The organism is Citrobacter pasteurii, assembly GCF_019047765.1.
Taxonomy (GTDB): domain Bacteria; phylum Pseudomonadota; class Gammaproteobacteria; order Enterobacterales; family Enterobacteriaceae; genus Citrobacter; species Citrobacter pasteurii.
Map to the genome: position 1 here is coordinate 3270088 of NZ_CP077262.1, position 25147 is coordinate 3295234.

The 25147-nt window shown below is 54.1% G+C and carries 28 protein-coding genes and 1 riboswitch; of the genes, 5 read left to right on the forward strand and 23 right to left on the reverse strand.

From position 1 onward, the window contains the following. Positions 1-30: 30 nt before the first annotated feature. From I6L54_RS16065 to I6L54_RS16075, 3 genes are read left to right on the forward strand one after another with little or no spacing between them, the layout of a single operon-like run. Positions 31-1068 carry an extracellular solute-binding protein gene (locus tag I6L54_RS16065; protein ID WP_040231947.1) on the forward strand — a complete coding sequence of 346 codons (1038 nt, stop codon included), beginning with the start codon at positions 31-33 and terminating at the stop codon, positions 1066-1068. Then, positions 1052-2740, forward strand: coding sequence for an ABC transporter permease (locus I6L54_RS16070; RefSeq protein WP_005123025.1), 1689 nt, complete (start codon positions 1052-1054; stop codon positions 2738-2740). The genes I6L54_RS16065 and I6L54_RS16070 overlap by 17 nt, the downstream gene beginning before the upstream one ends. A 10-nt stretch (positions 2741-2750) precedes the next feature. After that, positions 2751-3434 carry an ABC transporter ATP-binding protein gene (locus tag I6L54_RS16075; RefSeq protein ID WP_005123026.1) on the forward strand — a complete coding sequence of 228 codons (684 nt, stop codon included), beginning with the start codon at positions 2751-2753 and terminating at the stop codon, positions 3432-3434. Positions 3435-3457: 23 nt separating this feature from the next. On the opposite strand, the gene ldtA is transcribed toward I6L54_RS16075, so the two are convergent. The 23 genes from ldtA to pduF form a co-directional block, all read right to left on the reverse strand. Beyond that, positions 3458-4387, reverse strand: coding sequence for a L,D-transpeptidase (ldtA, locus tag I6L54_RS16080; protein WP_005123027.1), 930 nt, complete (start codon positions 4385-4387; stop codon positions 3458-3460). A gap of 118 nt (positions 4388-4505) precedes the next feature. Then, on the reverse strand, positions 4506-5570 hold the full coding sequence (gene cobT / locus I6L54_RS16085) for a nicotinate-nucleotide--dimethylbenzimidazole phosphoribosyltransferase (protein WP_040231946.1): 1065 nt from the start codon (positions 5568-5570) through the stop codon (positions 4506-4508). 24 nt (positions 5571-5594) lie between these two features. Next, complete coding sequence (gene cobS / locus I6L54_RS16090) at positions 5595-6338, reverse strand: adenosylcobinamide-GDP ribazoletransferase (RefSeq protein ID WP_040231944.1); 744 nt, start codon at positions 6336-6338, stop codon at positions 5595-5597. Next, on the reverse strand, positions 6335-6880 hold the full coding sequence (gene cobU, locus I6L54_RS16095) for a bifunctional adenosylcobinamide kinase/adenosylcobinamide-phosphate guanylyltransferase (RefSeq protein ID WP_005123030.1): 546 nt from the start codon (positions 6878-6880) through the stop codon (positions 6335-6337). The genes cobS and cobU overlap by 4 nt, the downstream gene beginning before the upstream one ends. Beyond that, entirely contained in the window at positions 6877-8397 is a 1521-nt protein-coding gene (locus I6L54_RS16100; protein WP_040231943.1) for a cobyric acid synthase, read from the reverse strand. Before I6L54_RS16100 ends, cobU begins: the two co-directional genes overlap by 4 nt. Further along, on the reverse strand, positions 8394-9209 hold the full coding sequence (locus I6L54_RS16105) for an energy-coupling factor ABC transporter ATP-binding protein (protein WP_005123032.1): 816 nt from the start codon (positions 9207-9209) through the stop codon (positions 8394-8396). The genes I6L54_RS16100 and I6L54_RS16105 overlap by 4 nt, the downstream gene beginning before the upstream one ends. 8 nt (positions 9210-9217) lie before the next feature. Further along, positions 9218-9895 (reverse strand): energy-coupling factor ABC transporter transmembrane protein, encoded by a 678-nt coding sequence (locus I6L54_RS16110; protein ID WP_005123033.1) that lies wholly within the window; start codon positions 9893-9895, stop codon positions 9218-9220. Continuing rightward, positions 9882-10163, reverse strand: a complete 282-nt coding sequence (locus I6L54_RS16115) for an energy-coupling factor ABC transporter substrate-binding protein (protein WP_003030289.1) — start codon at positions 10161-10163, stop codon at positions 9882-9884. Before I6L54_RS16115 ends, I6L54_RS16110 begins: the two co-directional genes overlap by 14 nt. A 2-nt stretch (positions 10164-10165) precedes the next feature. Continuing rightward, positions 10166-10903 carry a cobalt ECF transporter S component CbiM gene (gene cbiM / locus I6L54_RS16120; protein ID WP_003834098.1) on the reverse strand — a complete coding sequence of 246 codons (738 nt, stop codon included), beginning with the start codon at positions 10901-10903 and terminating at the stop codon, positions 10166-10168. After that, on the reverse strand, positions 10900-11613 hold the full coding sequence (locus tag I6L54_RS16125; RefSeq protein WP_005123035.1) for a cobalt-factor II C(20)-methyltransferase: 714 nt from the start codon (positions 11611-11613) through the stop codon (positions 10900-10902). Before I6L54_RS16125 ends, cbiM begins: the two co-directional genes overlap by 4 nt. After that, entirely contained in the window at positions 11610-12404 is a 795-nt protein-coding gene (gene cbiK / locus I6L54_RS16130) for a sirohydrochlorin cobaltochelatase (RefSeq protein WP_005123036.1), read from the reverse strand. The genes I6L54_RS16125 and cbiK overlap by 4 nt, the downstream gene beginning before the upstream one ends. Before the next feature lie 10 nt (positions 12405-12414). Further along, positions 12415-13200, reverse strand: coding sequence for a cobalt-precorrin-6A reductase (locus tag I6L54_RS16135; RefSeq protein ID WP_040231939.1), 786 nt, complete (start codon positions 13198-13200; stop codon positions 12415-12417). Next, positions 13197-13922 (reverse strand): precorrin-3B C(17)-methyltransferase, encoded by a 726-nt coding sequence (locus I6L54_RS16140; protein ID WP_003030278.1) that lies wholly within the window; start codon positions 13920-13922, stop codon positions 13197-13199. Before I6L54_RS16140 ends, I6L54_RS16135 begins: the two co-directional genes overlap by 4 nt. After that, positions 13922-14977 (reverse strand): cobalt-precorrin 5A hydrolase, encoded by a 1056-nt coding sequence (cbiG, locus tag I6L54_RS16145; protein ID WP_005123044.1) that lies wholly within the window; start codon positions 14975-14977, stop codon positions 13922-13924. The genes I6L54_RS16140 and cbiG overlap by 1 nt, the downstream gene beginning before the upstream one ends. Continuing rightward, on the reverse strand, positions 14958-15731 hold the full coding sequence (locus I6L54_RS16150; protein WP_005123046.1) for a cobalt-precorrin-4 methyltransferase: 774 nt from the start codon (positions 15729-15731) through the stop codon (positions 14958-14960). Before I6L54_RS16150 ends, cbiG begins: the two co-directional genes overlap by 20 nt. Next, positions 15724-16293 (reverse strand): decarboxylating cobalt-precorrin-6B (C(15))-methyltransferase, encoded by a 570-nt coding sequence (locus tag I6L54_RS16155; RefSeq protein ID WP_005123047.1) that lies wholly within the window; start codon positions 16291-16293, stop codon positions 15724-15726. Before I6L54_RS16155 ends, I6L54_RS16150 begins: the two co-directional genes overlap by 8 nt. Continuing rightward, positions 16283-16888, reverse strand: a complete 606-nt coding sequence (locus tag I6L54_RS16160; RefSeq protein ID WP_040231938.1) for a cobalt-precorrin-7 (C(5))-methyltransferase — start codon at positions 16886-16888, stop codon at positions 16283-16285. The genes I6L54_RS16155 and I6L54_RS16160 overlap by 11 nt, the downstream gene beginning before the upstream one ends. Beyond that, the gene (cbiD, locus tag I6L54_RS16165) at positions 16882-18021 is read right to left on the reverse strand and encodes a cobalt-precorrin-5B (C(1))-methyltransferase CbiD (protein ID WP_040231935.1); all 1140 of its coding nucleotides are present in this window, start codon (positions 18019-18021) and stop codon (positions 16882-16884) included. Before cbiD ends, I6L54_RS16160 begins: the two co-directional genes overlap by 7 nt. Continuing rightward, positions 18018-18650 carry a cobalt-precorrin-8 methylmutase gene (locus I6L54_RS16170; protein WP_040231934.1) on the reverse strand — a complete coding sequence of 211 codons (633 nt, stop codon included), beginning with the start codon at positions 18648-18650 and terminating at the stop codon, positions 18018-18020. Before I6L54_RS16170 ends, cbiD begins: the two co-directional genes overlap by 4 nt. Before the next feature lie 10 nt (positions 18651-18660). Further along, complete coding sequence (gene cbiB, locus I6L54_RS16175; protein WP_040231933.1) at positions 18661-19620, reverse strand: adenosylcobinamide-phosphate synthase CbiB; 960 nt, start codon at positions 19618-19620, stop codon at positions 18661-18663. Next, positions 19617-20996 (reverse strand): cobyrinic acid a,c-diamide synthase CobB, encoded by a 1380-nt coding sequence (locus I6L54_RS16180; RefSeq protein WP_040231931.1) that lies wholly within the window; start codon positions 20994-20996, stop codon positions 19617-19619. The genes cbiB and I6L54_RS16180 overlap by 4 nt, the downstream gene beginning before the upstream one ends. Positions 20997-21084: 88 nt before the next feature. Next, a riboswitch (cobalamin riboswitch) is annotated at positions 21085-21259 on the reverse strand. 332 nt (positions 21260-21591) lie between these two features. Next, positions 21592-22503, reverse strand: coding sequence for a transcriptional regulator PocR (pocR, locus tag I6L54_RS16185; RefSeq protein WP_005123057.1), 912 nt, complete (start codon positions 22501-22503; stop codon positions 21592-21594). A 201-nt stretch (positions 22504-22704) separates the two neighbouring features. Beyond that, the gene (gene pduF / locus I6L54_RS16190; protein WP_040231929.1) at positions 22705-23514 is read right to left on the reverse strand and encodes a propanediol diffusion facilitator PduF; all 810 of its coding nucleotides are present in this window, start codon (positions 23512-23514) and stop codon (positions 22705-22707) included. Positions 23515-24039: 525 nt separating this feature from the next. Here pduF and pduA point away from each other — a divergent pair. After that, a complete protein-coding gene (gene pduA / locus I6L54_RS16195) occupies positions 24040-24321 on the forward strand; it encodes a propanediol utilization microcompartment protein PduA (RefSeq protein WP_003030255.1) in 282 nt (93 codons plus the stop codon). Next, positions 24321-25133, forward strand: coding sequence for a propanediol utilization microcompartment protein PduB (gene pduB / locus I6L54_RS16200; RefSeq protein WP_005128019.1), 813 nt, complete (start codon positions 24321-24323; stop codon positions 25131-25133). The genes pduA and pduB overlap by 1 nt, the downstream gene beginning before the upstream one ends. Positions 25134-25147: the final 14 nt, after the last annotated feature.

Here is a 25147-nt window from a genome sequence, read left to right on the forward strand (position 1 = left end):
GTACGTTCCAATTACGCTGGGATATAAACGATGAATGCTCTGCCTCGCACTGGACTGCGCCGTATCACGCTTGCTTCTGCTCTGGTTCTCTCTGTCAGCCTGCCGGCTTTCGCCCAGGATGCGTTAACGCTGTATACCACCCGTGAACCGGGCCTGATTCAGCCCCTGCTTGATAGCTGGACGAAAACCAGCGGTATAAAAGTCAGCACGGTCTATATCAAGGACGGCATGCTTGAGCGTGTTAAAGCGGAAGGTAAAAACTCCCCTGCCGACCTGCTGATGACCGTTGACGCCGGGAACCTTATCGATTTAGTCGAAGCGGGTGTGACACAACCCGTAGAATCAGAAGCACTGAAAGCGGCTATTCCGGCCAATCTCCGCGGCGCAGATAACCAGTGGTTTGCGCTGTCAATGCGTGCGCGTGTGTTGTACGCCGAGAAGTCAATGTCAATCGATAACTGGCATTACGAGCAACTCGCCAACCCTGAGTACAAAGGTAAAGTCTGTATCCGTGCCGGACAACACCCGTATAACACTGCATTGATTGCCGCCATGATCGCACATCACGGCGAAGCCAAAACGGAAGAATGGCTGCGTGGCGTGAAAGCGAATCTGGCACGTAAGGCGACTGGCGGCGACCGTGACGTTGCCCGCGATATCCTCGGGGGTATTTGCGATATTGGCCTGGCGAACTCCTATTACGTCGGCCATATGAAAAACGCCAAAGAAGGCAGCGATGCACGTCAGTGGGGCGATGCAATTAAAGTCGTCAAGCCAACCTTTGAAAATGGCGGTACGCACGTCAATATCAGCGGCGCTGCAGTAGCACGCTATGCCCCCAATAAAGCCGATGCCGTTAAGCTAATGGAATATCTGGTTTCCGCACCTGCCCAGCAGCAGTACGCGAAAGCGAACTTCGAATACCCGGTACTGAAAGGTGTCACACTCGATCCAGTGATCAACGCCACAATTGGTGAGATTGATGTCGATAAAATTCCGTTAACCGAAATCGTGAAATACCGTAAACAAGCAAGTCTGTTGGTAGATAAAGTTGGATTCGATCAATAAACTTCTGCAGTTTCCGACTTTACGCGGCCTGGTTTCCGGGCCGCAGTCATTATTAACGCCGTTACACCTTGGGGCGCTTTGCATTGCGCTTGGCGTTCTGACTCCCATCATTGCGCTTATCTGGCAAGCTACCCAGTCGGATTTATCGCACTGGGACAATCTTATTACGTTTGTGCTACCTGCAGCATTAAAAAATACCGTGCTGCTGTTAGCCGGTGTTGCCATGTTGGTTGGCGTGATTGGCGTAGGCAGCGCCTGGGCCGTCACAGCATGGGACTTTCCTGGACGTAAGATCCTCAGTTGGGCGTTGCTGCTGCCGCTGGCGATGCCAACTTACATCGTCGCCTTTGCCTGGCTCGATCTGCTGCATCCGATCGGCCCTCTGCAAACCTTTATCCGCTTCCTGCTGGGCTTTGACAGTCCACGACAGTTCCGGCTACCGGATTTGCGTTCGCTTTCCGGCGCGATTATTTTGCTCGGTTTAGTGCTCTATCCTTACGTCTATCTAACAACCCGTGCCACCTTTATCAGTCAACCGGCTCATTTACTGGAGGCTGCCCGCACGCTGGGATGCAGCGCTGCCGGGACGTTCTTCCGGGTCGCCCTGCCAATGGCGCGCCCGGCACTGGCTGTCGGCATCAGCCTGGCACTGCTGGAAACGCTCAACGATATTGGTGCATCGGAGTTCCTCGGCGTACAAACGTTAACCGTTACCGTCTACACCACGTGGATCTCTCGCTCTGATTTATCCGCCGCCGCACAAATCGCCTGCATGATGCTGATGTTTATCTTCTTCATTCTGACGCTGGAATTTTACGGACGCAGAAAGCAAGGATTCAGCAGCCGCAGCCTGCGGGAAATCCAACCCACTCGCGTGCACGGCTGGCGCGGCTGGCTACTTGGCGCTGTCATTTCGCTACCCGTTATATTGGGCTTTGTGGCCCCGGTTCTCTTTTTGATGTGGGAAAGCGCCAAACGCTTAGGGGACACGAGCCCACTGTCCGCCTCGTTGCTTTCAGCATTACAAAATACGCTCTTGCTGGCAGCAGGCACCACGCTGGTGGTGATTTGCGTCAGCTTGCTGGTAGCCTGGAGCGCACGCCATAGCGCTGCAGACAACGCGATGCCAGGCTTTCGCCGCGGTGTGATGCGTCTGGCCTCCCTCGGTTATGCGGTGCCCGGAACGATTCTGGCGATTGGTTTTTTGCCCCCGGCGATGGCTGTCGATCGTTGGCTGGCCGACTTACTGGATATTCGCGGGTTACCGCTGATGTCTGCCGGTATTTTATTGGTCATTTGCTGCGCGATGCGTTTCCAGGCAATTGCCATCGGCGCGCTGGACTCCGGTCTGGGCCGCATCCCGCCGTCACTCGAACAGGCTTCACGCTTGCTCGGCGAAAACGGTGCCGGAACGTTTGCCCGCGTTCACTTTCCGTTACTGCGTCCGGCATTAGTGAGCAGCGCATTGCTGGTTTTTGCCGATGCGATGAAAGAACTGCCAACCACGCTGCTGTTGCGCCCGGTAAATTTCGAAACGCTTGCCACTCTGCTGTATGCAGAAGCTGCCCGTGGAACCTATGAAGAAGGTGCGATCGCCGCGCTCCTGATTGTTTTAGCAGGTACATTGCCCGTTATATTGTTGGTGCGTCACCAGATGACTCGCCGTGGTTAAGAGAGCAACAATGTCAGAAATCGCATTACGACTCCAGGACGTGCACGTTGCCTACGGCAACAGCCAGCAACCGGTCCTGAGCGGATTCTCAATGTCGGTACGCAAAGGGGAAATTGCCTGTCTGCTTGGCGCTTCAGGCTGTGGGAAAACAACGGTGCTGCGTGCAGTTGCCGGTTTTGAACGACTGCAGTGTGGAGAGATCTATGTCTCAGAGCGGCGTATCGCTGGCCCCGGCGTTCATCTGCCACCGGAAAAACGTCATGTCGGCATGGTTTTTCAGGAATACGCCTTATTTCCCCATCTGACAGCACAACAAAACGTTGCCTTCGGTTTACGACGTATGCCGCGTGAAGCGCAACAGGCCAGAGTGACGGAGCTGTTGAAAATGGTGGAATTGCACAGTCATGCTAACCATTACCCTCATGAGCTTTCTGGCGGGCAGCAACAGCGTATCGCGCTGGCACGGGCGCTGGCTCCGCATCCAGAAATTCTGTTGCTCGATGAACCTTTCTCCAGCCTTGATAAGCGCACGCGTGAGCGTCTTGGCAACGAGGTGCGGGATATTTTGCGCGCTGCCGGGCAAACGGCACTGCTGGTTACCCACAGCGAACACGAAGCACAGCTGATGGCAGACCATATTGGCGTGGTAAAAATGGGGCAGTATCAAATTAAAAAAACGCCCCATCCCGACTGAAGGGTTCAGGGTTCCCCTGAAAATTAGTCGTGCATTTGAACCAGACTGATGTTCACCGGCATGCCGGAGCGTCTCTCCAGTGCCTGATTTCCGCGACTCACATCCACGTCATTCCCGCTGATGAACATGCGCAGCGCGGGAGTGACCGGCAAGGGAACCTTTCTGTCAGACTCGTATTCCGAACGGTTTCGTGACAAGGGTTCGTGCACTTCCACCCAGCGACTTCCGTCCGGCTCTATGCTGTATTTCACCGGTCGGTCTATCAGTTGCACTCGCGTCCCTACCGGTACGGTATCAAACAGATATTTAATGTCGTCGTTACGCAAACGGATGCAACCCTGGCTTACCCGCAGACCAATACCGAAATTCGCATTTGTGCCATGAATGGCATAAAGCCTGCCGATATAAATCGCATACAACCCCATCGGGTTATCTGGCCCGGCAGGCACAAACGCCGGTAAGCTTTCCCCACGAGCAGCATACTCCCGCCGGGTATTTGCCGTGGGCGTCCAGCCTGGTGCTTCCTGTTTACGTTCGACCGCCGTGACCCAGTTGCGCGGAGTTTCCCTCCCGGCCTGCCCAATACCAATAGGTAACACCTCTACCGTATTGGCACCCTCAGGGTAATAGTACAGCCGCATTTCTGCGACATTGATGACGATGCCTTCGCGTACGGTATCAGGCAATATCAATTGTTGTGGCACCACCAGTGTGGAACCCGACTTTGGCAGAAACACATCCACACCAGGATTGGCTTCGAGCATATTGCTCAATCCCTGTCCATACTGTGCGGCAAAAGCCTCCAGAGGCTGCGTGTTACCAGCGGGAATCGTTATCGTCAAAGGGCTTCCCACCAGGCGGCTGCCCTCAGGAGGCAATGGGTAGCTCACCGCCTGCGATCCCTGACTCGCGAGCAGCATAACAACAGCACACAGCAGTTTTACACGACGCATCTTTTTCCTTTCCTTCGTCGCAGCAGATATCCGTTAAGTATAGCTTTTTTATCTGTTTTAGGGGGTTACGACGAGAATGCACATAAAAAACCCCACCATAAAGCGGGGTCACGGGCGGCTACGCTTCTTTGCCATCCGGTAATACAATATTACTGGCAGCTAACTGCCCCATATTGCTATACATCGCGCAGGCTGCTTCAACAATGGGCATCGCCAGCGCGGCACCACTGCCTTCACCTAAACGCATTCCCATGTTGAGATACGGCTCCAGTTCCAGGTGCGCCAGTGCAGTACGAGCGCCCTTCTCGGCTGAGAAATGTGACGGGATCAGATAAGGTTTAATCTCCGGCGCTATCTGACAGGCAGCCAGTGCCGCCGAATAAGACAGGAAACCATCCAGGATGACCGGCAGACCGCAAGACGCCGCACCTAACATCACCCCCGCCATACCGACAAGATCAAAACCACCCACTTTTGCCAGCACATCAATACCATCACGACTGTCCGGCTGATTGACAGCAATGGCCCGGCGAACAACATCGACCTTATTTCCTACCCTTGAGAGCGGAAGGTTAGCCCCAATACCCACCACATCCTCTGCATCGCTACCGGTTAACACACTGACAATCGCAGCCGCAGGCGTGGTGTTTGCCATGCCAAGCTCACCGACGCCAAACAACGTTACACCGTCATCTGCCAGTTCTCGGGTATACCGGATCACTTCCAGCAGCAGCTCTTCTGCCTGTGACCGACGCATTGCCGGCCCTTGTGCAATATTGCCGCAACCGCGCGCTACGCGCATGTTCACTACGCCAGGAATGAGTTCGGCGTCAATTCCCACATCAATCACATGCACTTTTGCGCCGGCCTGAGCGGCCAGCACGCAGACGCCGGTCGTTCCGCGCGTCATATTGGCAGCCTGAATCGCCGTAACAATCTTAGGCGAAACAGCAACACCTTCATCCCACACGCCGTGGTCGGCGCACATCACCAGCATCGCTTTTCCCCCGACATGCGGCACACCCTTCAGGCCTGGCATACCGGCCAGTTGCACAGCGAGAGATTCGAGTCGCCCAAGACTTCCCGGCGGCTTAAGCAGGCCATCAATATGTTGCTGCGCGCGCAACATTGCAGCGCTATCGGGTGAAGGGATCGCGTGAAGTAAAGAGGATAAAGTCTGCATAAGGGTTCCAGTATGTTGACTGACTCAAAGCAGAGCCAGCAGGAAAACCAACTCGCCAAGTTCAATGGCCGCCCCCAGCGTATCGCCGGTTTGCCCACCTAACGTGCGTTTTAATAACTGCCCAAGAATGAAGATCGCCACCAACGTAACGACCAGCGCTGCCACACCGCGCATGCCCGGAAGCAGGACGGCCGCAAGGATCGCCGAGCCCCCCAACGTGACACAGGTTTGTCGTCCACTAACTTTGCCAATAAAGACATTGCCCAGCCCTTCTTCGCGCGCGTAACGATGTCGATACATCAGCAAAACAGCACAGCCCCGCCCGGCGACACAGGCTGCAGCCAGTGCTGCCAGCATCGGCGTTCCGCGCAAAGCCAGTTCGCTCACCACCAGCACTTTGGCCAGCAGCACGAAGATCAGCGCCAGTCCGCCATGAGTCCCGAGTCGACTGTCGCGCATGATTTCCAGCATCCGTTCGCGTCGACGGGCAGAAAAAATGCCGTCACAGGTATCAGCTAGTCCATCAAGGTGAAAACCGCCGGTCAGCAGTGCCAGCGCCAGCACGGCAAACAGGGCGGCCAGGGGAACACCACACCAGGCCTGCAGCGCCATAAAGACCAGCCCCGTAAGCCCGCCCAGCACCACGCCAATCAGCGGGAACATCACAATGCCACGTGAATAGTGCTCGAAATCCAGTCCTTGCGACCAGCGAGCAGGAACGGGCAAGCGACTGATAAAAGAGAGCATTGCCCAGAACAACTTACTCATTTAATTTTGACTCCAATTCCTGATACCACCAGCCAGACCTCGTCAGCTGCCGCCGCCAGGCGTTGGTTAACACGGCCGGCAATATCGCGAAAATGCCGCGCCAGACGGTTCTCCGGAACGATCCCCATTCCCACTTCGTTAGTGACCAGCACCACCTTTGCCGGGCAGCTCTGACAGGCAGCAATCAGCGAACGGATCTCATCCTCGATCGACTGCTCCATCGCCGCGTAATCCCAGCTATCCGGGTCACTGTCACCGCCCAGTGCAAACAGCAGGTTGGTCACCATCGTGGTAATGCACTCCAGCAGAATGGCTTCCTGCGGATCGTTCGCTGCCGTGATCAGCTCATCAAGATGTTGCCAACGCTCAGCAGTACGCCAGTGCGCAGGGCGTCCATCGCGGTGATGCTGAATTCGCGCCGCCATCTCCTCATCAAAGATCTGCGAAGTCGCGATATACAAAACGTTTGGAGAATTAGCGATCAGCGCTTCCGCATGTCGACTCTTGCCGCTTCGCGCACCGCCGGTAACCAGAATCATCATACGGGCTCCCGGTGTTGCTGCATGATGGTATAAATTTTCTCAATATCGATGTGTTGCCGCATCGCATCCGCCAGCAGATCAAACTGCTGCGATTTATATTGCGCGTAATGGAAGGTGGAATCCAGCGGTGCTAACCCTTTACGTACGCGCAGGCCGTTGACCAGCGCCCGGGTAAATTCATCGCTGTCGAACAGACCGTGAAGATAAGTACCAAACGCCAGTCCATCCGGCGTAACCGCGCCGTCAGCTACGTTGCCGCCGTCTTTGCGCAGCGTCATCACCGGCCGGCATTCTTCGGTTAACGTCGTTTCGCCCATATGGATTTCGTAACCACGAACGGATAACCCCGCCGCGCCCGCCAGCCAGTCAGGCAGCGAGGAGGACATTTCCCCCTCAACCAGAGTGGTGGTTTTGTGCTGGGCAAAATGGGTGACGGTATTGAGCAAGCCCAGACCCGGCTGCGTGCCAAGCCCTGACTCCACTTCATCGATGATCGTATCGCCGAGCATTTGATAGCCGCCGCAAATCCCCACCACCGGCACGTTATTACGATGCAATTGCACGACGCCATGCGCCATCCCGCTCTCACGCAGCCACACCAGATCGCCCAGCGTATTTTTGCTGCCGGGCAGAATCACCAGATCGGCCCCCGCCAGTTCTTCAGGCTGGCGCACATAGCGCACGCGCACATCCGGCTGTGCGGCAAGCGCATTGAAATCAGTAAAATTAGAAATGTGCGGGATTTGCACAACGGCGATGTCGATGTCGCGTTTATCAGTACGCAAATATTTGCCCTTTTGCAGCGCAACGCCATCTTCATCTTCCAGATCCACATCCAGCCATGGCATGACGCCCAGTACCGGCACCCCGGTCAGCGCTTCAATTTGCTCAATACCGGAATACAGCAGCGCCACATCGCCGCGAAACTTATTGATGATGACCCCTTTGACTCTGGCGCGTTCATGGTCGTGCAGCAGCGCCAGGGTGCCGTAAATGGAGGCAAACACCCCGCCACGGTCGATATCCGCCACCAGAACAACCGGGCAGCACGCCATTTCCGCCATGCCCATATTGACAATATCGCGATCGCGCAGGTTAATCTCTGCCGGGCTTCCCGCCCCCTCCAGCACCAGCACATCGAACTCTTGCGCCAGACTGTTATAAACTGACAGGATTTGATCCCGCAGACGCGGTTTGTACTCGTGGTAGCTCACCGCATCCATGTCGGTCGCGACTTTGCCCATCAGCACAACCTGCGCTTTACGGTCGCTGGTAGGTTTAAGCAGCACCGGATTCATACGCACATCTGGCGTAATCCCTGCTGCTTCGGCCTGAAAAATTTGTGCGCGGCCCATCTCTTTGCCCTCTGGCGTAATACCAGAGTTCAGCGCCATGTTCTGCGATTTGAACGGCGCGGTACGCAGCCCATCCTGATAAAAAATACGACACAGCCCGGCGACGAGTACGCTTTTGCCAACATCAGATGCCGTTCCCTGCAACATTATTGCCTGCGTCATGACGCCTCCTTCAGTGCGTTCTTTCGCATACAGCTAAAAAATTCAGCCTCTGTTTTACACAGCGGGAAACCCAGCTCGGTGTGCAATTTCACCAGCCATGGCTGAGTTAACCCGGCTTGTTCAATAAGATCAGTACGGGCGAACACGTCACCCGGCGTACCGTGCGTCAGCACTTCTCCGCGACGTAAAACGTACACCGCATCGCTGACTTCATAGATGAGATCAATATCATGGCTGGAAATAACCACATGATTTCCTTGCGCCACAATGCGTTTGATAATCTCGATCATCTGCGTACGCCCTGATGGGTCGAGACCGGCGGTGGGTTCATCCAGTAACAGATACTGCGCTTGCAGCACCAGCGCCCCCGCAATCGCCACGCGTTTTTTTTGTCCGTGGCTGAGACACTGAATGGGCTGATGGCGAAAATGTTGAGCATCGACCAGCGTCAAGGCATCGTCCACCCGACGGGCAATTTCAGCCTCGTCCACGCCCAGATTACGCAGGCTAAACGCGATGTCACTGTCGATGTCGGTATAAAAGATTTGCTGATCGGGGTCCTGAAATACGGTTGCCACCTGCTGGCGCAGCGCCAGCAGGCCGCGCTTGCTGTAATCCAGCGGTTTTCCTTGCCACATCACCGCCCCCTGTTGTGGGCGCAGTAAACCGCTCAGGTTCATAAACAGCGTGGATTTCCCGCAGCCATTGGCCCCCACCAGTCCGGTGACGGCATGTTGAGAAAAGTCCAGCGTTAGCCCTTTGAGAATCGGGTCATCCTGGTAGCGAAACCAAAGCGCTGAGGTGGCAAGCATACTTTTCCTTACAGGTGAAAATCACCCTGATACAGTTTGATATCCAGTGTGGTGGTCATTTGCTGATAACGGATCAACACGCGGGTAAACAATAATCCCACCAGCATCGCCAGCGAGCGATAACCTAACGGCAAGCTACGATAACCAAAACGCAGCGTTTGTGCGCGATGAATGGCGAGTGCCTCGTCCAACAGGATAAAAATAAATCGCCAGGTCAGCAGAATCAGCTCGGTCATCAGTCGTGGGACATGTGCACGTTTGAGCAGGATAATTAACTGCGGAAACGGTAAATTCAGCACCAGCCAGAACGTTGCAGCCAGCGCAGCCAGGCTTCGCCAGAACGTCTCATTGGCCGTGTGTATGCCCGATGCGGTGATCCCCAGCCAGAAACTGCCCACGGGTACGCTGGCCAGTAAGGTATGGGGGTCGCGACTGACGCTAAACAAAATCGTCACGACGCCCACCAGCAGAAAGCCAAATGGTAGCGCCATCCAACGACACCAGCGCCAGAAAGAAACCCGTAGCAGCCAGCAACTGAGCGCCGCTATCAGCAACATCTCGATACTCTGCCCCAGCGGGGGCAGAGTAAAGGCCAGAATCATCATCACCAGCCAGAGTAAGAATTTTCGCTGCGGTGAGACATGAAACCAGCGGCTCTGGTAGCTCAGTCTGTCAAGCCCGGTCATCACGGCGTTGCCTGCCCTTGGTATAACCCAGGATATAGAAAATCACGGCAGCACCAAGCGATCCCTGGAGCGTAAACAGCAGACTTTCAATTTCGCCGCTTGCCGGCTCATACAACGGCTGGAACCATGGCTCATAATGCGGGGCAATAGCCTGAATCTGACTCTCCGCCTCACCGTCCGAACCGCCGTATTCTCCACCGTGGTTGATAAAGAACGGCAGGATCACCAGCGCAACGACCATGCCCAATATAATCAGCGTCTTTTTCATCGTTAATGTCCTTGTGCGGTTATTAACTGGCGTTTGGTTAGCTGATCGTAAATCAGCACGGTGAGTAACCCTTCCGCAATCGCGATGGGGATCTGCGTCAGACAGAAAATCCCCATAAATTTAATGATTGAACCGGTAGCGCCAGCAGACGGATCCGGGAACGCCACGCCCAGTTGCACTGAGGTGACGAAATAGGTGACAAGATCCGCCAGCATCGCGCACAGGAAAACGCAGACATCACGACGCAGCCCCGCACGGCAGGCCATTTTCCACACCATGTAACCCACTACCGGGCCAATCACCGCCATCGACATGCCGTTAGCGCCGAGCGTCGTCAAACCACCGTGCGCCAGCAGCAGTGCCTGGAACAGCAGAACGATCGCCCCGAGGATGGCCACTACGCCTGGTCCGAACAGGATAACCGCCAGGCCTACGCCGGTAGGGTGTGAACAACTTCCGGTAACGGAGGGGATTTTCAGCGCCGACAGCACAAAAATAAAGGCGCCGCACAGTGCCAGTAAAACTTTCTGGTGGTTATCTTCCTGCACGATTTGGCGCAGGCGCACCAGCCCGTACCACAGGCAGGGTAAAAACAGCAGCCACCATGCCAGCGCCCACATTGGCGGCAGAAAACCTTCCATAATGTGCATCGCGAACGCTTGCTCAGGAACAATCATCAGTAATAGCGCCGCTGCCAACCCGCTGAAAGACAGCTGTTTTAGCTGTTGTTCAAGCTTCATTGTGCATACTCCCACTGTTTGTTGACCAGTATGGTCGAGAAATAAGGCAGCGGCTGATCGTCGCTCACCTCGTCGAGATGGCGCCAGCACTGCTCACCCGGCAGCGTGGCTTCAGACATCATCAGCGCGCAGTCCAACAACCCCTCTTGCTGCAGCAACGCTTTGATGCGCGCAAAGCGACCGTACACTTTCATCAGCACCAGGCTGTCATGCTGCTTTAACGCCTGTTGAATTTCAGCTTCCGGCGCGGTACAGGAGACCACTGCCAGCGACTGTTGCTCCATGGCGAGCGGGGTTTTCGAACGCGCGGCAATCGCAGCGAAAGAGGTCACGCCCGGGACGATTTCCAACCAGTCAGGCGAACCAATGCGCTGCAGTAAAAAGACCCAGGTGCTGAACAGCATGGCATCGCCGAGGGTAATAAAACCTACCTGTTTACCCGCTTCCACTTCCTGTACCAACGCAGCAGCGACCTCATCCCAGACAGCCTCTTTTTCAGCACTATCGGCACTCATCGGGAAATGGCAGCAGCGAACCTCGGTCTGCTCGCCGATATACTCCCGCACAATCGACAACGCCAGACTATCGCCGCCTTTACGCCCGGCTGGCGCATAAAGAATATCCAGCGCCCCAAGCGTGCGTGCTGCGCGCACCGTTATCAGATCGGCAGCACCAGGCCCGGTGCTCAGTGCATACAATTTGCCACTCATGCTGCTTCCTCCAGTGCTACGTTCAGCGCTTGCTGTAAATGGGCGACGAACATGGCACGAACCGCCGGATTCTCACCCAGACCGCTGAGCCATGGCGTAGCCGGAATGCCTGCTGCGTTAAACAACGTTTTCCACGAATCATCTTCGTCGGAGGCCATATCATTGATGGCATGATCGCCAGCAACTAACATCAGCGGCATCAGATGTACCGCCGTCACTCCTTCCTGGGACAAACTTTCAATCAGCACATCGACTTCCGGATAGCTTTCCACCGCGCCAACCCGCGCCGGGTAACGCTGCGCCGTCATCATGTGGTCAAGACAGGCATAGGCGGCAAAGGCGTGGTGGCTGGCGCCGTGCCCCATAAAGACCACTTTTTCATTTTCGCCAAGCGCCGGCATCTGCTGTTGCAGCGCCAGCATCAGTTGGGCGTAATCTTCAACGCTGCTCAGCAGCGGTACACCCAGCGTCAGGCGAGAAAACAGCGGGCGCATACTTTGTACTTCGCGGACAATTTTTTCGTATTCGTCGCCGTTGATGATATGCAGCGACTGAATCGCGACATCCTGATACCCCTGCTCCGCCAGCTTTTGCAGCGCCTGCAGCGGCGTGTCGATTTCAATGCCGTCACGCTGCTTGAGCTTGCGGATAATCATCCCTGAGGTAAACGCCCGGAACAGGTCGCGGTCAGGGCAACTGGCTGCAAGATCGCGCTCGCAGGCCACAATATTCTTCTCACAGGTGTCGTGATAGCTGGTGCCAAAGCTGACCACCAGAAGCGCCTTTTTCATCTCTAACTCCTTAAGCAGCAGCCAGCCAGCGCGTTAAACGCGCCGCAAAGGCAGCCTGACTTTCCAGTAACTCTTCTCCCGTCACCAACGGTGCCGGACGTGTAATCACGATGCAGGGGATACCGGCATCCAGACAGGGTTGCACTTTTTCCTGATACCCCCCTTCCGCGCCTGATGCCTTAGTGATCACCACATCAGCCTGACACTGGCGATAAAACGCGGCGTTGAACTCGGCGCTAAACGGTCCGCACAGTGCAAAGATTTCACCCACGCCAAACCCCAGATCCGCGCATTGCTGAATTACTTCTGGTACAGGCAGGACGCGCGCCAGCAGTGTTTTTTCAGGTAACTCTTCGCGCCAGGTAGCCAGATCTTTACTGCCGGTCGTCAGCAGTACGCGGTCACCGAAGCGCCGCGCAACCCCGCTGGCTTGCTGGATGCTCTGTACGGTGTGCAGATGCGGGTGAGTTAAATCACTCAACTGTTCAGGTCGCTGATAGCGGCTCAACAGCACGCCGGCCGCTTCACAGGCGTTCATGATGTTGCGACTCACCACCTCGGCGTAGGGATGCGAGGCATCAATCACCCAGCGCGTCCGGTTTTCCTGCAGCCAGGCAATCATTTGTTCGCGCTCCAGACGCCCGCAACGAACCTGACCTTTGATGTCACCTGCCAGTTGCTTACCTGTCGGCGTCGCCACCGACAGGGTGTAAGCGACATTTGCCGCATCCAGTTGCTGGCACAGCATGCGCGCATCGCTGGTGCCGCCCATGACCAGCACATCACCATAATTCACAGCACATAACCTCGTGGCGTGATCATCAGGCCGTCCTGAACATAGGTTGTTTTATTGCCCACGATCACAAGGCTGGTCATATCAACCGGCTCAAAGTCCATTTCACCCAGCGTGGTCAGCCATTTTTCCTGCTTTTTACGTCCGGCTGACTTTACAATACCGACCGGCGTTTGTGCGCTCTTGCTGGCAGATAACAGCTCAAATGCGCGCGCCAGATGTCCTTCGCGACCCCGACTGCGTGGGTTGTAGAAACAGATAACAAAATCGGCTTCACCAGCGGCAACGATGCGTTTTTCGATAACCGGCCACGGCGTTAACAGATCGCTTAAGCTGATGTGGCAGAAGTCGTGCATTAACGGCGCGCCAAGCAATGAGGCGGCGGCAATACTGGCGGTCATGCCTGGTATCAACCTGACCTCAACGTCCAGCTTTTGCTTGCTCACCAGCTCAAGTACCAGCCCGGCCATACCGTAAATCCCGGCGTCGCCGCTGCTAATCAGCGCCACGTTGTGACCCGCCTGCGCCAGTTCGATCGCCGCCTGACAGCGTTCAATCTCTTTGCACATCCCGGTTTTGATCACCTGCTTATCGCCGGTGAACGCTTTTACCAGATGGGTGTAGGTTTTATAACCAACAATGATTTCCGCCGCCTGGAGAGCTTCAACGGCTTCCATGGTCATCATTGCCTGCGAGCCAGGGCCAATTCCAATTACGCTTAACATCAGTGTGAAACTCCCAAAGTGATCGTGACACCCTGTTCGCGCAGGGTATCGCCTAACAGTTGTCCGTGGCTCAGCAGCCAGGCTGCAGGACCGGAAACGCTTCCTGTACCCACCGTTTTGCGAACAAACGATGAGGCTGGAAAACGGTGTTCATGCTCACGCAGCGCGTCAGCGGTAAAGGTTTCGAAAGGCACGCGGCAACAGGAGGCCAGCTGGATAAGCCCTTGTTCGTCTTTTTTCAGCGTGATGCTGCCAATTGCTTTTAACGCCAGCGGGTCGAAGCGCTGGGCTTCGAGTTGGCGTGCCAGTAGTGCTGCTAACAGTGGGAACGGCGTATCCCGACGACAGCCAATTCCGGCAACCACTCGCTGCGGTACCAGCTTCCAGTGCACAACAGGCAGCTCAGGCAGGTTGTTGCGCAAGGTAATACAAATCAGCGCATCCAGTTCAGGAAGCTGATTGAGATCGGTCACCGTGATAAATCCACGGCGGTCGCAATGGCTGACGTCCTGCGCCAGTTCATCGTCCCACCACAGACCAACCCGTTTGTTGCTGACCAGCATCTGATTGACGATCTTCACCACCGAGCGGAAATCATTCATACGGGCATTTAACTGAAACGCCAGCGTGTCCAGCGCCGCCATATCATTGACATCCGTTGCCGTGGTGATAACCGGGTCAGCGCCCAACATACCCGCCAGATAACGCGCCAGTGCATTCGCGCCCCCAGCGTGACCGGAGAGCAGGCTGATAACATGCTGGGCACGTTCATCAATGACCACCACTGCCGGATCGCAAAATTTGTCGTTGACCAGCGGAGCCAGCACACGCACGGCAATGCCGGTTGCACCGATAAAAATCAGCGCTGAGTAATTCGCAAACGCCTCGCGCGCGGTATTCGCAAAGCCGTTTTCGAAGGGAATAAACCCCTCCTCCAGCAGCTTTTCACTGGTGAAACAGGTTACTGGCAGCATTGCCGCCAGACGTTTAGCAAGCACAACACCGCCGGGGGTCAGGCAAAATAGCGCAAGTGATTCAGGCTTTACGGTATTCATGGCTAAAATCCGCCGCATAGAGTTTGGAGTAGTGATACTCCGAGCCCAGGAAGTTACCGACCAGAATGAGCGCCGTTTTACGGATCCCGGCGTCGCGAACTTTGTCGCCAATATCTGCCAGGGTACCGCGCACGGTCTGACTTTCCGGCCAGGTTGCCTTGTAGATCACCGCCACTGGCGTGGCCGCCGGGTAACCGCCTTCAATCAGACGCTCAGCAACCCGGTGGATGCGTTGGACGGAAAGATAAATCGCCATCGATGTCTGGTGACTGGCAAACGACTCCAGCTGTTCACGTTCCGGTACCGGCGTGCGACCTTCCAGGCGGGTAATGATCAAACTCTGCGACACTTCCGGTACGGTATACTCGACGCCCAACTCCGCAGCCGCGCCCAGGAATGCGCTAACGCCAGGCACCACCTGCCAGTCGATCCCGCGTTTGGTCAGCTCTTCGCCTTGCTCACGCACAGAGCCGTATAAGGAAACATCACCGGTTTGCAGACGCACGACGGTTTTACCAGCTTTCACACCCGCTTCCATCAGATCAAGGATCTGCTCCAGATGCAGTTCGGCGCTGTCATGACATTCCGCTCCGGCCGGGCAATATTCCAGTAATTCAGTGTTAATCAGCGATCCGGCATAGATAACCACCTGTGCCTGCTGGAGCAACCGGTAACCTTTGAGGGTAATCAGCTCGCGATCGCCAGGACCTGCGCCAACAAACCACACACTACGGGGATCAAAAATCTCAGACATGGGTTCCTTCCTTCTGACAGGCGATAACAAATACGGGGTTATTCGGTTTGAAATAGTGACCACTACCCAGCGTGGCAAGTGAGGAAACCTGCAGTTGCAGGCAATCCACACCCTGTACGCCAAGATGGTCCAGATGTGCCAGCGCGGTGTTGAGGTTTTCCTGAAGGATAAATGTCATCACCAGTCGCCCTGTGGGATGTAACTGACGCATTGACCAGTCGATCAGATCGGTCAGATGGCCGCCGCTACCGCCCATGAAAATGGCATCGGCTTTTTCCGCAATCGTCATCGGCGCGATCCCTGGAAAAATATCGATGTTTGCACAGGCAAAATGCTGACGATTTTCGTCCAGCAGCCTGAGCGCATCTGGATTACGCTCGATCGCCGTGATACGCAGCCCTGGATATTGCAACGCCGCCTCAATCGACACGCTGCCGGTTCCCGCGCCGATATCAATCAGATGGCTGGCACGGTGTAATTCAAGTTTTGAGAGGGCGAGTGCACGTACCGCTTCTTTGGTCATCGGCACTTTCTCTCCGCGTAGAAAAAGCTCATCTTTCATCGAGGATCACCACTGCATTCATGTCATAGTCGGCTGTAATTTTGCTCACAGGCAGGCAGTGGATACGCTCATTGTCCATCGCCAGGTTTTCGCCAATCACCATCCAGCGATGTCCTTTGCCTCTGGCAACCAACTGCTGTGCAATTTCACGTGGGCCACACAGCGCATCGGTCACCATCGCAACCTTGTTATGTCGCGCCAGTTCATCAAAACAGACACTGCGACCATGGCTACTGGTCAGCCACATGTCATTCATATCAATGCCAGCTTGCGCACACAGATACTGAACGGCGCTAATACCAGGAATAATACGCACATTTTCAATACCAAAATGCGCCACCATCCGCGTGCCAATGCCGTAGAACAGCGGGTCGCCGGATGCCAGTACCACCACATTTCGCGCCTGATGTTCGCCTATCCAGCTCAATAGCTCCGGAATATTGGCGCCAAGAGCAAACCGTTCTCCGGTAAAATCCGGGAACTGTTGCAGATGTCGCTTGCCACCGACCAACACATCGGCCATTGCAACCGCGTCGCGCGCCACCGGCGTCATCAAATGCAACCCAGCGGGTCCCATCCCTACAACGGTTAACATTCCATCTCCTCTGCGATCTCTGCGACCGGACGATTGCTGCCGAGGACCTGATTATCAAAAGAGAACATGATGGCATCGCAGGTCGGGGGGTTTTTCGTAAAACGCAGGGTTTGCAGGACGCGCATGCAAATACGCTTCGCCAAATGGTTGTAAATGTGCTGAAAACCGTATGCTTCGATATGTTCCATCGCCGCTTCGGTCGTGTCGCAGTCGCTGACCAACGTCAGCAATTCCAACGGCGCGCCAAGTAATGCGAGGTGAGCCACCAGCGTTTCCATGCGGGCATCGGCGATATGACTGTGGGTATGGAAGATCCCTGCCGCGATTTTGATAAGTTTGCCGGGGTGGCCGACCAGCACGATCTGGCGAAATCCCAGGCGCACCGCTTCTTCAATCATGTAACCGACAAAGTTGCTCATAGTGACCACAACCTGGGTGTCGATCCCCATCTGTTCACGCACAAAACGTTCGCCGTGATTACCCGGTACCAGTACTACGCGATCCAGCCCTGCCGCGCGTTTGATCTCCAGCTCCAGCGATAGCGAACGTTTCCAGCTCTCTTCCGACATCGGCGTAACAATACCCGTGGTACCAATGATCGAAATACCGCCCAGAATCCCCAGGCGCGAGTTGTAGGTTTTTTGCGCCCGTTCTTCACCTTCAGGCGCAAAAATCTCAATTTTTGCCCCGCGATTTGGTCCAATCGCTTCACGTACTGCGGACTCAATGGTCTGACGAGGTGTCCGGTTAATCGCTGAACTGCCCACCGGCAAACCAATCCCTTTACGGGTCACCGTACCGACACCTTCACCGCCCTGTAAGACGATCTCTTTGCTATTGTCTAACGTCACGCGGGCAAAGATCAGCATCCCATGCGTGGCGTCCACATCATCACCACCATCCTTACGGATGGCGGCAATCGCCTGCTGCCCTTCGATATGCGGTGACTCCACGTTCAGGCATAACGTCACCCCGGAAGGCGTCACAATGGAAACCTGATGGATCAGATGCTGACGCAGCACCATCAACGCAGCAACTTTTGCTGCCGCCGTCGCACACGATCCCGTGGTGTACCCTTTACGCAGCGCTTTACCGTTGTGCCACACTGGCGTATCGAAGGACTGGTCGCTCATCGCGCCCCCTGCATGTGATAAAGCATGGCGTTGACGATAGCGGCAGCGACGTTACTGCCACCTTTGCGACCTAATGCGGCAATGGCGGGTAGATGACTTTGTGTCAGGGCGTCCTTCGACTCCGCCGCGCCAACAAATCCTACCGGTACGCCAACCACACCGCTGACAGGTGCATCATGTTCCAGCAGTCGGAACAACGCGGTTGGCGCGTTGCCAAAGACAAACAGTTTTTCGCCCTCTTCCTTCACGGCAATGTCGACTGCAGCCATTGAACGAGTGATCCCCTGTTCTTTTGCTGCCCGCACCACACGTGGGTCGCTGATGTAACAGCGGCATTCGCCACCGAATTTTGCCAACAGGGTTTTGTTGATCCCGGAAAGCGCCATCGTGGTATCGGTATAAATCACGCTCGGGCGACTCAATGCAGCGCAAAACTGTTCCAGCACATCACTGGAAAACCACAGAATGTCCAGCCAGTCGAAATCCGCGGTGGTGTGGATCACCCGCTTGATGATGGCTTCATGCAACGGACTGGCAAACTGATAATCCGGGCGGGTTTCACTGATAATCTCGCCAATGATGTCGAAACTTTTGGCCTCAATTGCTTGAGGTTGCTGGATATAGTGCATTTTGTTGTCCTCAGGCGACACCGAGCCACAGCCAGCGCAGCGCAATAAAAATCGCCAGTGCCAGGGTCGATGCTACCCACATCAATCGAATCGTTTGGGAAATGTCGTCTACAGAAATGTCTCGTTGTTGATCGCCAATCCACGGTTTCTCAACACGCTCGCCGAAGTAGTCATTGGGCCCCCCCAGGCGAATACCTAATGCGCCGGCCACAGCAGCTTCCGACCATGCGCAGTTTGGACTGCTATGGTTGTAGCGATCACGCCAGCCAATCTGCAAAGCGCGTGCGCCGTCCTGGCGGCATAAAAACGCCGCAACACTCAGCAACAACCAGCTCAGTCTTGCCGGAATAAAGTTAGCGACATCGTCCAGACGGGCGCTGACCATGCCGATAGCACGGTACTTTTCATGTTTGTACCCCACCATTGAATCAAGGGTATTCACCGCTTTGTAGGCCATCGCCAGCGGCGCACCGCCCAGTAAGAGGAAGAACAGCGGCGCAATAATGCCGTCAACGGTGTTCTCTGCTACGGTTTCCACTACGCCGCGATTGATCTGCTGTGGCTGTAGTTGCGAGGTATCACGTCCCACAATCCATGACAGCTTTTCCCTACTGGCGGCCAGGTTACCGGCACGTAGCGGACGTTCTACATCCTGCGCGGCGTTTGCCAGGCAGCGCCCGGCCAGCACGGTGAAAATCATCCAGACCTCAACAACCCAACCAAACCAGGGATGAATTGATTGCGCCAGCGCCAGTACCCCCCAGGACACAGCCCAGGTCAGTCCAACCACTACAATCCACATCACCGCGCCACCGATGCGAAGCGCGCGGTCGCTATGGCAATAACGCCGAATGACTCGCTGGACTACGGAGATAAGGTTGCCGATCCAGCGCACCGGATGCGGCCAGTTCTGCGGATCGCCGATGATAAAATCCAGCAGCCAGGCAATGCACCATGCGAGTATCGTCATAGCGCGTTCCTCGCAGCGGCCAGCCAGTGATTGAGCATTTCGGGGCGCTGGGCAAAATGAACGTGCAGATAACTGGCGAAGGTATTTCCTGCCTGCCAGCCGCCAGACCAGACCTGCAGCGTTCTGCCATCACGCACCTTGCGGCAACTCATCACAGCCGGGATGTCTGGGGTAAAATCGGAATAGTGGAATTCATGCCCGCGCAGGACTTCACCAGTCATTGCCAGCAATGTTTGCTGTGTGGCTTGTGCCTCGCAGTAGCCAAACCGGGTCAGCCGTTTGCCCATCTTGCTGTGCCCAGGAATGATATCCGCCATTAGCCAGCAATCGCCGTTGCTGTCCTCCAGCGAGCTACCGAGATACATCAACCCGCCGCACTCTGCATAAATAGCGACGCCACGCTGATGCGCCGTCCGCAACTGTTCAAGCATCGGGATATTTCCGGCCAGCGCTGCTGCATGTAACTCAGGATATCCGCCTCCTAACCAAATCATCTGACAGTCGGGTAAGCAGGTGTCGTGCAATGGGCTAAAACGGACAATATTGAGCCCCGTGCGCTCCAGCAGCGTAATATTGTCCGGATAGTAAAAGTTGAACGCCTCGTCATCAGCAATGGCCAGCGTTAACCCTGCACCAGCATCTGCAGCAGGCAGTGCGGGCCATTCACCGACAGGAAGGTTGTCTAACGTGCTTAAGGCCAGCAGCGCATCGATATCCAGCGTCTGTTCCAGCATCGCGGCAAAATCCTGCCATGGCTGCTGGTTGATAACTGACTCACGAGCGGTAACTAAACCCAGATGACGCTCAGGGAGCGCGACGCCCTCCATGCGGGGAACATAGCCCAACACAGGCACGGAGCAATAACGCTCAATCGCAACTTTGAGTAGCTGGTAATGCGTTTCGCTGTTAACCCGATTAACAATAACGCCGGCGATGTTCAGGGTGGGATCAAAATGCTGAAACCCCATCACCGTGGCAGCTATCGAAGTGGAAACCGCCTTACCATCAACCAGCAAGATGACCGGGCAACCCAACTGTTTCGCCATCGCGGCGGTGCTGCAGTAGTTTGGGTCGGTACCATAGCCGTCATACAACCCCATAACACCTTCGATAACGGCAATATCCGCGTGCTGCATCTGCTCGCAAAATAAAGCATTAAGTGTAGAGGTGGGTAGCATGAAGCTATCAAGATTACGGGAAGCCGTGCCGCACACCGCGGTATGCCAGCCAGTATCAAGATAATCAGGACCGACTTTGCATGGCTGGACGCGTAAACCGCGCTTTTTCATCAGGCTCAACAAGCCCAGCGTCACCGTGGTTTTGCCACAGCCGCTACCGGTACCTGCAAGAACAAATGCGTGAAAACTGGCCGCCATACCCTGATCCTGTTCAGGGTGGTAGGGGTGTATAGATACCCAGTCTCTCGACTGTATGCATCTGCGCAACCCACTTCCCACCGAAGTTGTTGGTAGTCACCGACAGGCAGGTCTTCTGGCTTAGCGTCGTCCTCGCCCGTCCTTCCCAATCTTGCGATCAGTGGTCTATACGGGGTCGTCAGCATCACAGCAGCGGGGGCTGCGGGGGATTCTCACCCCCTTCCCTACCACAAATGTGGCAAACCTGTCAGTTCAGGAGCCGATTTAATTTGGCTCTGTGTCTTGAGGCAAATTCACGACCTCATGACAATAATTCAATTTAATATCTTGCCGGGTACATTCAACCAATGTTATGGCCTCAACCCGTTTATTCATATGTTCATTTTTTGAATGAAAGCGTCATTAAAGAATAAAGAAAGTCTTTCATACAGACACTGTATCTCATCACAAAAATAAAAACTGGTGCAGTTTATCCCTCAAATACTATTATTTTGTTGCGCTACGACAATTTATTGACTGCTGTAGTTATTTTTCATTTTATAATGACTGACATAGCGTACGATATCAAAAATCGGCAATAGCAAATTATTGCTATTTAAGCTGTCTCTTCAGATGAGATGACATTTATTTGCTGACGGAAAGCCTGCGGCGTAACCTGGTACGTTTGACGGAAAACTTTGCAAAAATAACTGGTTTGTGAGAAGCCTAAATTTCGCGCAATACTGGCAATGCTCCAGTCGCTATGACAAAGCAACTCTTTGGCACTCGCCATTCGCTGTTGATTTACCCATGCGTTAAATCCTATCCCCTGATATTTTTTGAACAATTTGCTGAAATAGTAAGGACTGAGATAAACGTGAGAGGCAACATCTTCCAGACGCAGTTCGTCTGATAAATGCGCATCAATATAACGTAAGGCTTTCTTCATTTTACTGTCATGAGGGTTCGGACTACGATTAGCCCGCACCGGCTCTGACTGTTGCGGATTGTCTTTGATCACGACGAAATTCAGTTGTTTTTTAAGACAATTTTCTACAATGAGCTTTAGCAAATCCGCGGAAGCAATAACCCGCGAATAGTCCATTTCCGGTACATTACGAAATTCACTCACCAGTTCGGGATCGGCTTGCCAACGATCGTCCACGTTCAGAATATCCACCAGCCCCACGTCATTGCTTAGGCGCACCTGACCACATAAGACAAACCCAACCAGATGTCCCGCAATGACCAGCGGAATGGAAAAATCGGTAAGTCCGGCATGACAACGATAGATGCAGGGTTGATCGGATTTAGACGCTTCCAGCCCTCCGCAGCGGTCGCTCATACGACAACGGGTGCTGTGTTGAGGATGCTGGCGCATCAACTGGCAAAAAGGGGTGAAATTAAAAAGCTCAGAAATTTCATCACCGTGAATATTGACAACCACAACAGCCAGACTGGTGGCCTGCGCAAAATCCTGTGCGATTTTATTAATGAGTTCTGAGTTCAGGGCACTCGCAGAAATCATGATAAAACCTCTCAGTTAATTTATTGTTATAAATAAAACATATTATTTACATTCATTTTCATCCTGCCATCCTGAGCATTGATGAAAGTCATTAGCGAACATAACAAAAGTCTCCCATTCTTGGGAGACTTTTTCAGCGGTTCAGGAAACCGGATCACGAAAACAGTTTTTGCCTTTCAAAAATAAACTTCTTCCGTGAACCTAGCTCTCATTTTCCTCCAGCTTACACGTATTACACGGTAAATTTTTGCCAATAAAATAACGATAAATTGCTGCGCCCGCGCAGGCGCCGATGATGGGAGCCACAATCGGAACAATGAAGTAAGGGATATCACGCCCCCCGGTCATCGCGACATCTCCCCATCCGGCCATCCATGCAAACAATTTAGGACCAAAATCACGCGCCGGATTCATTGCAAATCCGGTGAGCGGGCCGGTGGATGCGCCGATAACCGCAACCAGAATACCAATCAGCAATGGCGCCAACGGACCTTTAGGAACACCGTTACCGTCGTCAGTCAGCGCCATGATCATCCCCATCAGAATCGAGGTAATCACCACTTCAACCAGCGCAGCCTGCCAGACACTGAGCGCGGCAGCAGGATAAGTACTAAATATGCTGGCAAGCTGCAGGCTTTCAAGACTTCCGCGTACCATCTGGTGGGCGGTTTCGTACTCGATAAACAAACTGCCATACAACAAATAGGCGAGCAGAGCGCCACCAAAGGCACCAGCCACCTGAGCAATGCAGTACGGCAACACTTTACGGCCAGGAAAACAGGCAAACAGCCACAGTGCGATGGTGATAGCGGGATTGAGATGTGCACCTGAGATCCCTGCTGTCAGATAAACTGCCAGAGAGATCCCCAGTCCCCATATAATGCAGATCTCCCATAACCCTAAACTGGCACCGGCTACTTTCAGGGCGCTCAGGCATCCAATGCCAAAAAACAAAAACAGCCCGGTACCCAAAAACTCAGCAATGCATTGCGCTTTTAGTGAATCGTTCATTGTGACACCTTCTAAGCAGAGTTCGTGTCTTTACCAGCGGACTCCTTGCTGGCAAGTAGAATACTTCGAGGCTTACTATAAAAAGCCATGTCGGCAAATTGTTGGCAATCTGCGGGCGGTATGACTTTTAAAATCGTGTTGCGATAGCAAATTCTTGCCATCACTTTTATTAAACAAAGCCAGGTGACGGGGGATACCTCTATTATTTGTAGATTTTAGAAATAATAAAATATTGCCAATAGCATAATCATGTTTTCAGATAACCGTCACAAATTCATTTTCACCGCATAGCAAATGATATTTCACCTGTCACGTCTAAAAGTGTAAATCTGGAATTAACATAACCAAATAATCACATCAACAAATCAAAAAACAATCAATAAAAACAATACAATAAAATAAACAACAGCAATTTTATATCACCAGAACCTCACTATTTTTTCACTCATACTTTCAAGTCAGCCATTCTTTTTCCTCGCTTCTTTTTATAGTCATGAAAATCGGGACAACCCAGGCGAGGTCTTTATGCAACAAGAAGCGTTAGGAATGGTAGAAACCAAAGGCTTAACTGCAGCCATAGAGGCCGCAGATGCAATGGTGAAGTCAGCCAATGTAATGCTGGTCGGCTACGAAAAAATTGGTTCGGGGCTGGTAACAGTCATTGTCCGCGGCGATGTCGGCGCAGTCAAAGCAGCAACAGATGCTGGTGCCGCCGCCGCACGCAACGTGGGAGAAGTGAAAGCCGTACATGTGATCCCACGCCCTCACACCGATGTCGAAAAAATCTTACCGAAGGGAATTAGCTAATGAGCAGCAATGAGCTGGTTGAACAGATCATGGCGCAGGTGATTGCTCGCGTGGCGACGCCGGAACAGCAAGCTATCCCTGAAAATAATCCCCCAACACGAGAAACGGCTATGGCAGAGAAAAGCTGCAGTTTAACGGAGTTTGTCGGTACTGCGATTGGCGACACCGTCGGTCTGGTAATCGCCAACGTAGACAGTGCCTTACTGGACGCGATGAAACTTGAAAAGCGTTATCGCTCCATTGGCATCCTTGGCGCACGTACTGGTGCGGGTCCACATATCATGGCCGCTGATGAAGCGGTGAAAGCCACAAATACTGAAGTCGTCAGCATCGAGTTGCCACGTGATACCAAAGGCGGCGCAGGTCACGGCTCGCTGATTATCTTAGGCGGTAACGATGTTTCTGACGTGAAGCGCGGGATTGAAGTTGCGCTGAAAGAGCTGGATCGCACCTTTGGCGATGTATACGCCAATGAAGCCGGACACATCGAAATGCAATACACGGCGCGCGCCAGCTACGCGCTGGAAAAAGCCTTTGGTGCGCCAATTGGTCGTGCCTGTGGCGTTATCGTCGGTGCCCCAGCCTCCGTTGGTGTCCTGATGGCCGATACGGCGCTGAAATCCGCCAATGTTGAAGTGGTGGCCTACAGCTCCCCTGCCCATGGCACCAGTTTCAGCAACGAAGCCATTTTGGTCATTTCCGGTGACTCTGGGGCTGTGCGTCAGGCCGTCATCTCAGCCCGTGAAATCGGTAAAACCGTGCTGGCGACCCTCGGCTCAGAACCCAAAAACGACCGTCCGTCCTATATCTGATATCAGTGAGGCTG

What these genes read in the sequence shown, in the direction of transcription:
- I6L54_RS16180 (WP_040231931.1), bottom strand. Translation starts at nt 20,996, where the DNA reads ATGGCGGCCAGTTTTCACGCATTTGTTCTTGCAGGTACCGGTAGCGGC.
- I6L54_RS16140 (WP_003030278.1), bottom strand. Translation starts at nt 13,922, where the DNA reads ATGTTAAGCGTAATTGGAATTGGCCCTGGCTCGCAGGCAATGATGACC.
- I6L54_RS16065 (WP_040231947.1), top strand. Translation starts at nt 31, where the DNA reads ATGAATGCTCTGCCTCGCACTGGACTGCGCCGTATCACGCTTGCTTCT.
- cbiD (WP_040231935.1), bottom strand. Translation starts at nt 18,021, where the DNA reads ATGAGCGACCAGTCCTTCGATACGCCAGTGTGGCACAACGGTAAAGCG.
- I6L54_RS16170 (WP_040231934.1), bottom strand. Translation starts at nt 18,650, where the DNA reads ATGCACTATATCCAGCAACCTCAAGCAATTGAGGCCAAAAGTTTCGAC.
- cbiB (WP_040231933.1), bottom strand. Translation starts at nt 19,620, where the DNA reads ATGACGATACTCGCATGGTGCATTGCCTGGCTGCTGGATTTTATCATC.
- cbiK (WP_005123036.1), bottom strand. Translation starts at nt 12,404, where the DNA reads ATGAAAAAGGCGCTTCTGGTGGTCAGCTTTGGCACCAGCTATCACGAC.
- pduF (WP_040231929.1), bottom strand. Translation starts at nt 23,514, where the DNA reads ATGAACGATTCACTAAAAGCGCAATGCATTGCTGAGTTTTTGGGTACC.
- pduA (WP_003030255.1), top strand. Translation starts at nt 24,040, where the DNA reads ATGCAACAAGAAGCGTTAGGAATGGTAGAAACCAAAGGCTTAACTGCA.
- pocR (WP_005123057.1), bottom strand. Translation starts at nt 22,503, where the DNA reads ATGATTTCTGCGAGTGCCCTGAACTCAGAACTCATTAATAAAATCGCA.
- I6L54_RS16105 (WP_005123032.1), bottom strand. Translation starts at nt 9,209, where the DNA reads ATGCTTGCCACCTCAGCGCTTTGGTTTCGCTACCAGGATGACCCGATT.
- cbiM (WP_003834098.1), bottom strand. Translation starts at nt 10,903, where the DNA reads ATGAAGCTTGAACAACAGCTAAAACAGCTGTCTTTCAGCGGGTTGGCA.
- I6L54_RS16110 (WP_005123033.1), bottom strand. Translation starts at nt 9,895, where the DNA reads ATGACCGGGCTTGACAGACTGAGCTACCAGAGCCGCTGGTTTCATGTC.
- I6L54_RS16125 (WP_005123035.1), bottom strand. Translation starts at nt 11,613, where the DNA reads ATGAGTGGCAAATTGTATGCACTGAGCACCGGGCCTGGTGCTGCCGAT.
- cobS (WP_040231944.1), bottom strand. Translation starts at nt 6,338, where the DNA reads ATGAGTAAGTTGTTCTGGGCAATGCTCTCTTTTATCAGTCGCTTGCCC.
- I6L54_RS16075 (WP_005123026.1), top strand. Translation starts at nt 2,751, where the DNA reads ATGTCAGAAATCGCATTACGACTCCAGGACGTGCACGTTGCCTACGGC.
- I6L54_RS16150 (WP_005123046.1), bottom strand. Translation starts at nt 15,731, where the DNA reads ATGTCTGAGATTTTTGATCCCCGTAGTGTGTGGTTTGTTGGCGCAGGT.
- I6L54_RS16100 (WP_040231943.1), bottom strand. Translation starts at nt 8,397, where the DNA reads ATGACGCAGGCAATAATGTTGCAGGGAACGGCATCTGATGTTGGCAAA.
- cobU (WP_005123030.1), bottom strand. Translation starts at nt 6,880, where the DNA reads ATGATGATTCTGGTTACCGGCGGTGCGCGAAGCGGCAAGAGTCGACAT.
- I6L54_RS16155 (WP_005123047.1), bottom strand. Translation starts at nt 16,293, where the DNA reads ATGAAAGATGAGCTTTTTCTACGCGGAGAGAAAGTGCCGATGACCAAA.
- cbiG (WP_005123044.1), bottom strand. Translation starts at nt 14,977, where the DNA reads ATGAATACCGTAAAGCCTGAATCACTTGCGCTATTTTGCCTGACCCCC.
- I6L54_RS16115 (WP_003030289.1), bottom strand. Translation starts at nt 10,163, where the DNA reads ATGAAAAAGACGCTGATTATATTGGGCATGGTCGTTGCGCTGGTGATC.
- pduB (WP_005128019.1), top strand. Translation starts at nt 24,321, where the DNA reads ATGAGCAGCAATGAGCTGGTTGAACAGATCATGGCGCAGGTGATTGCT.
- I6L54_RS16160 (WP_040231938.1), bottom strand. Translation starts at nt 16,888, where the DNA reads ATGTTAACCGTTGTAGGGATGGGACCCGCTGGGTTGCATTTGATGACG.
- ldtA (WP_005123027.1), bottom strand. Translation starts at nt 4,387, where the DNA reads ATGCGTCGTGTAAAACTGCTGTGTGCTGTTGTTATGCTGCTCGCGAGT.
- cobT (WP_040231946.1), bottom strand. Translation starts at nt 5,570, where the DNA reads ATGCAGACTTTATCCTCTTTACTTCACGCGATCCCTTCACCCGATAGC.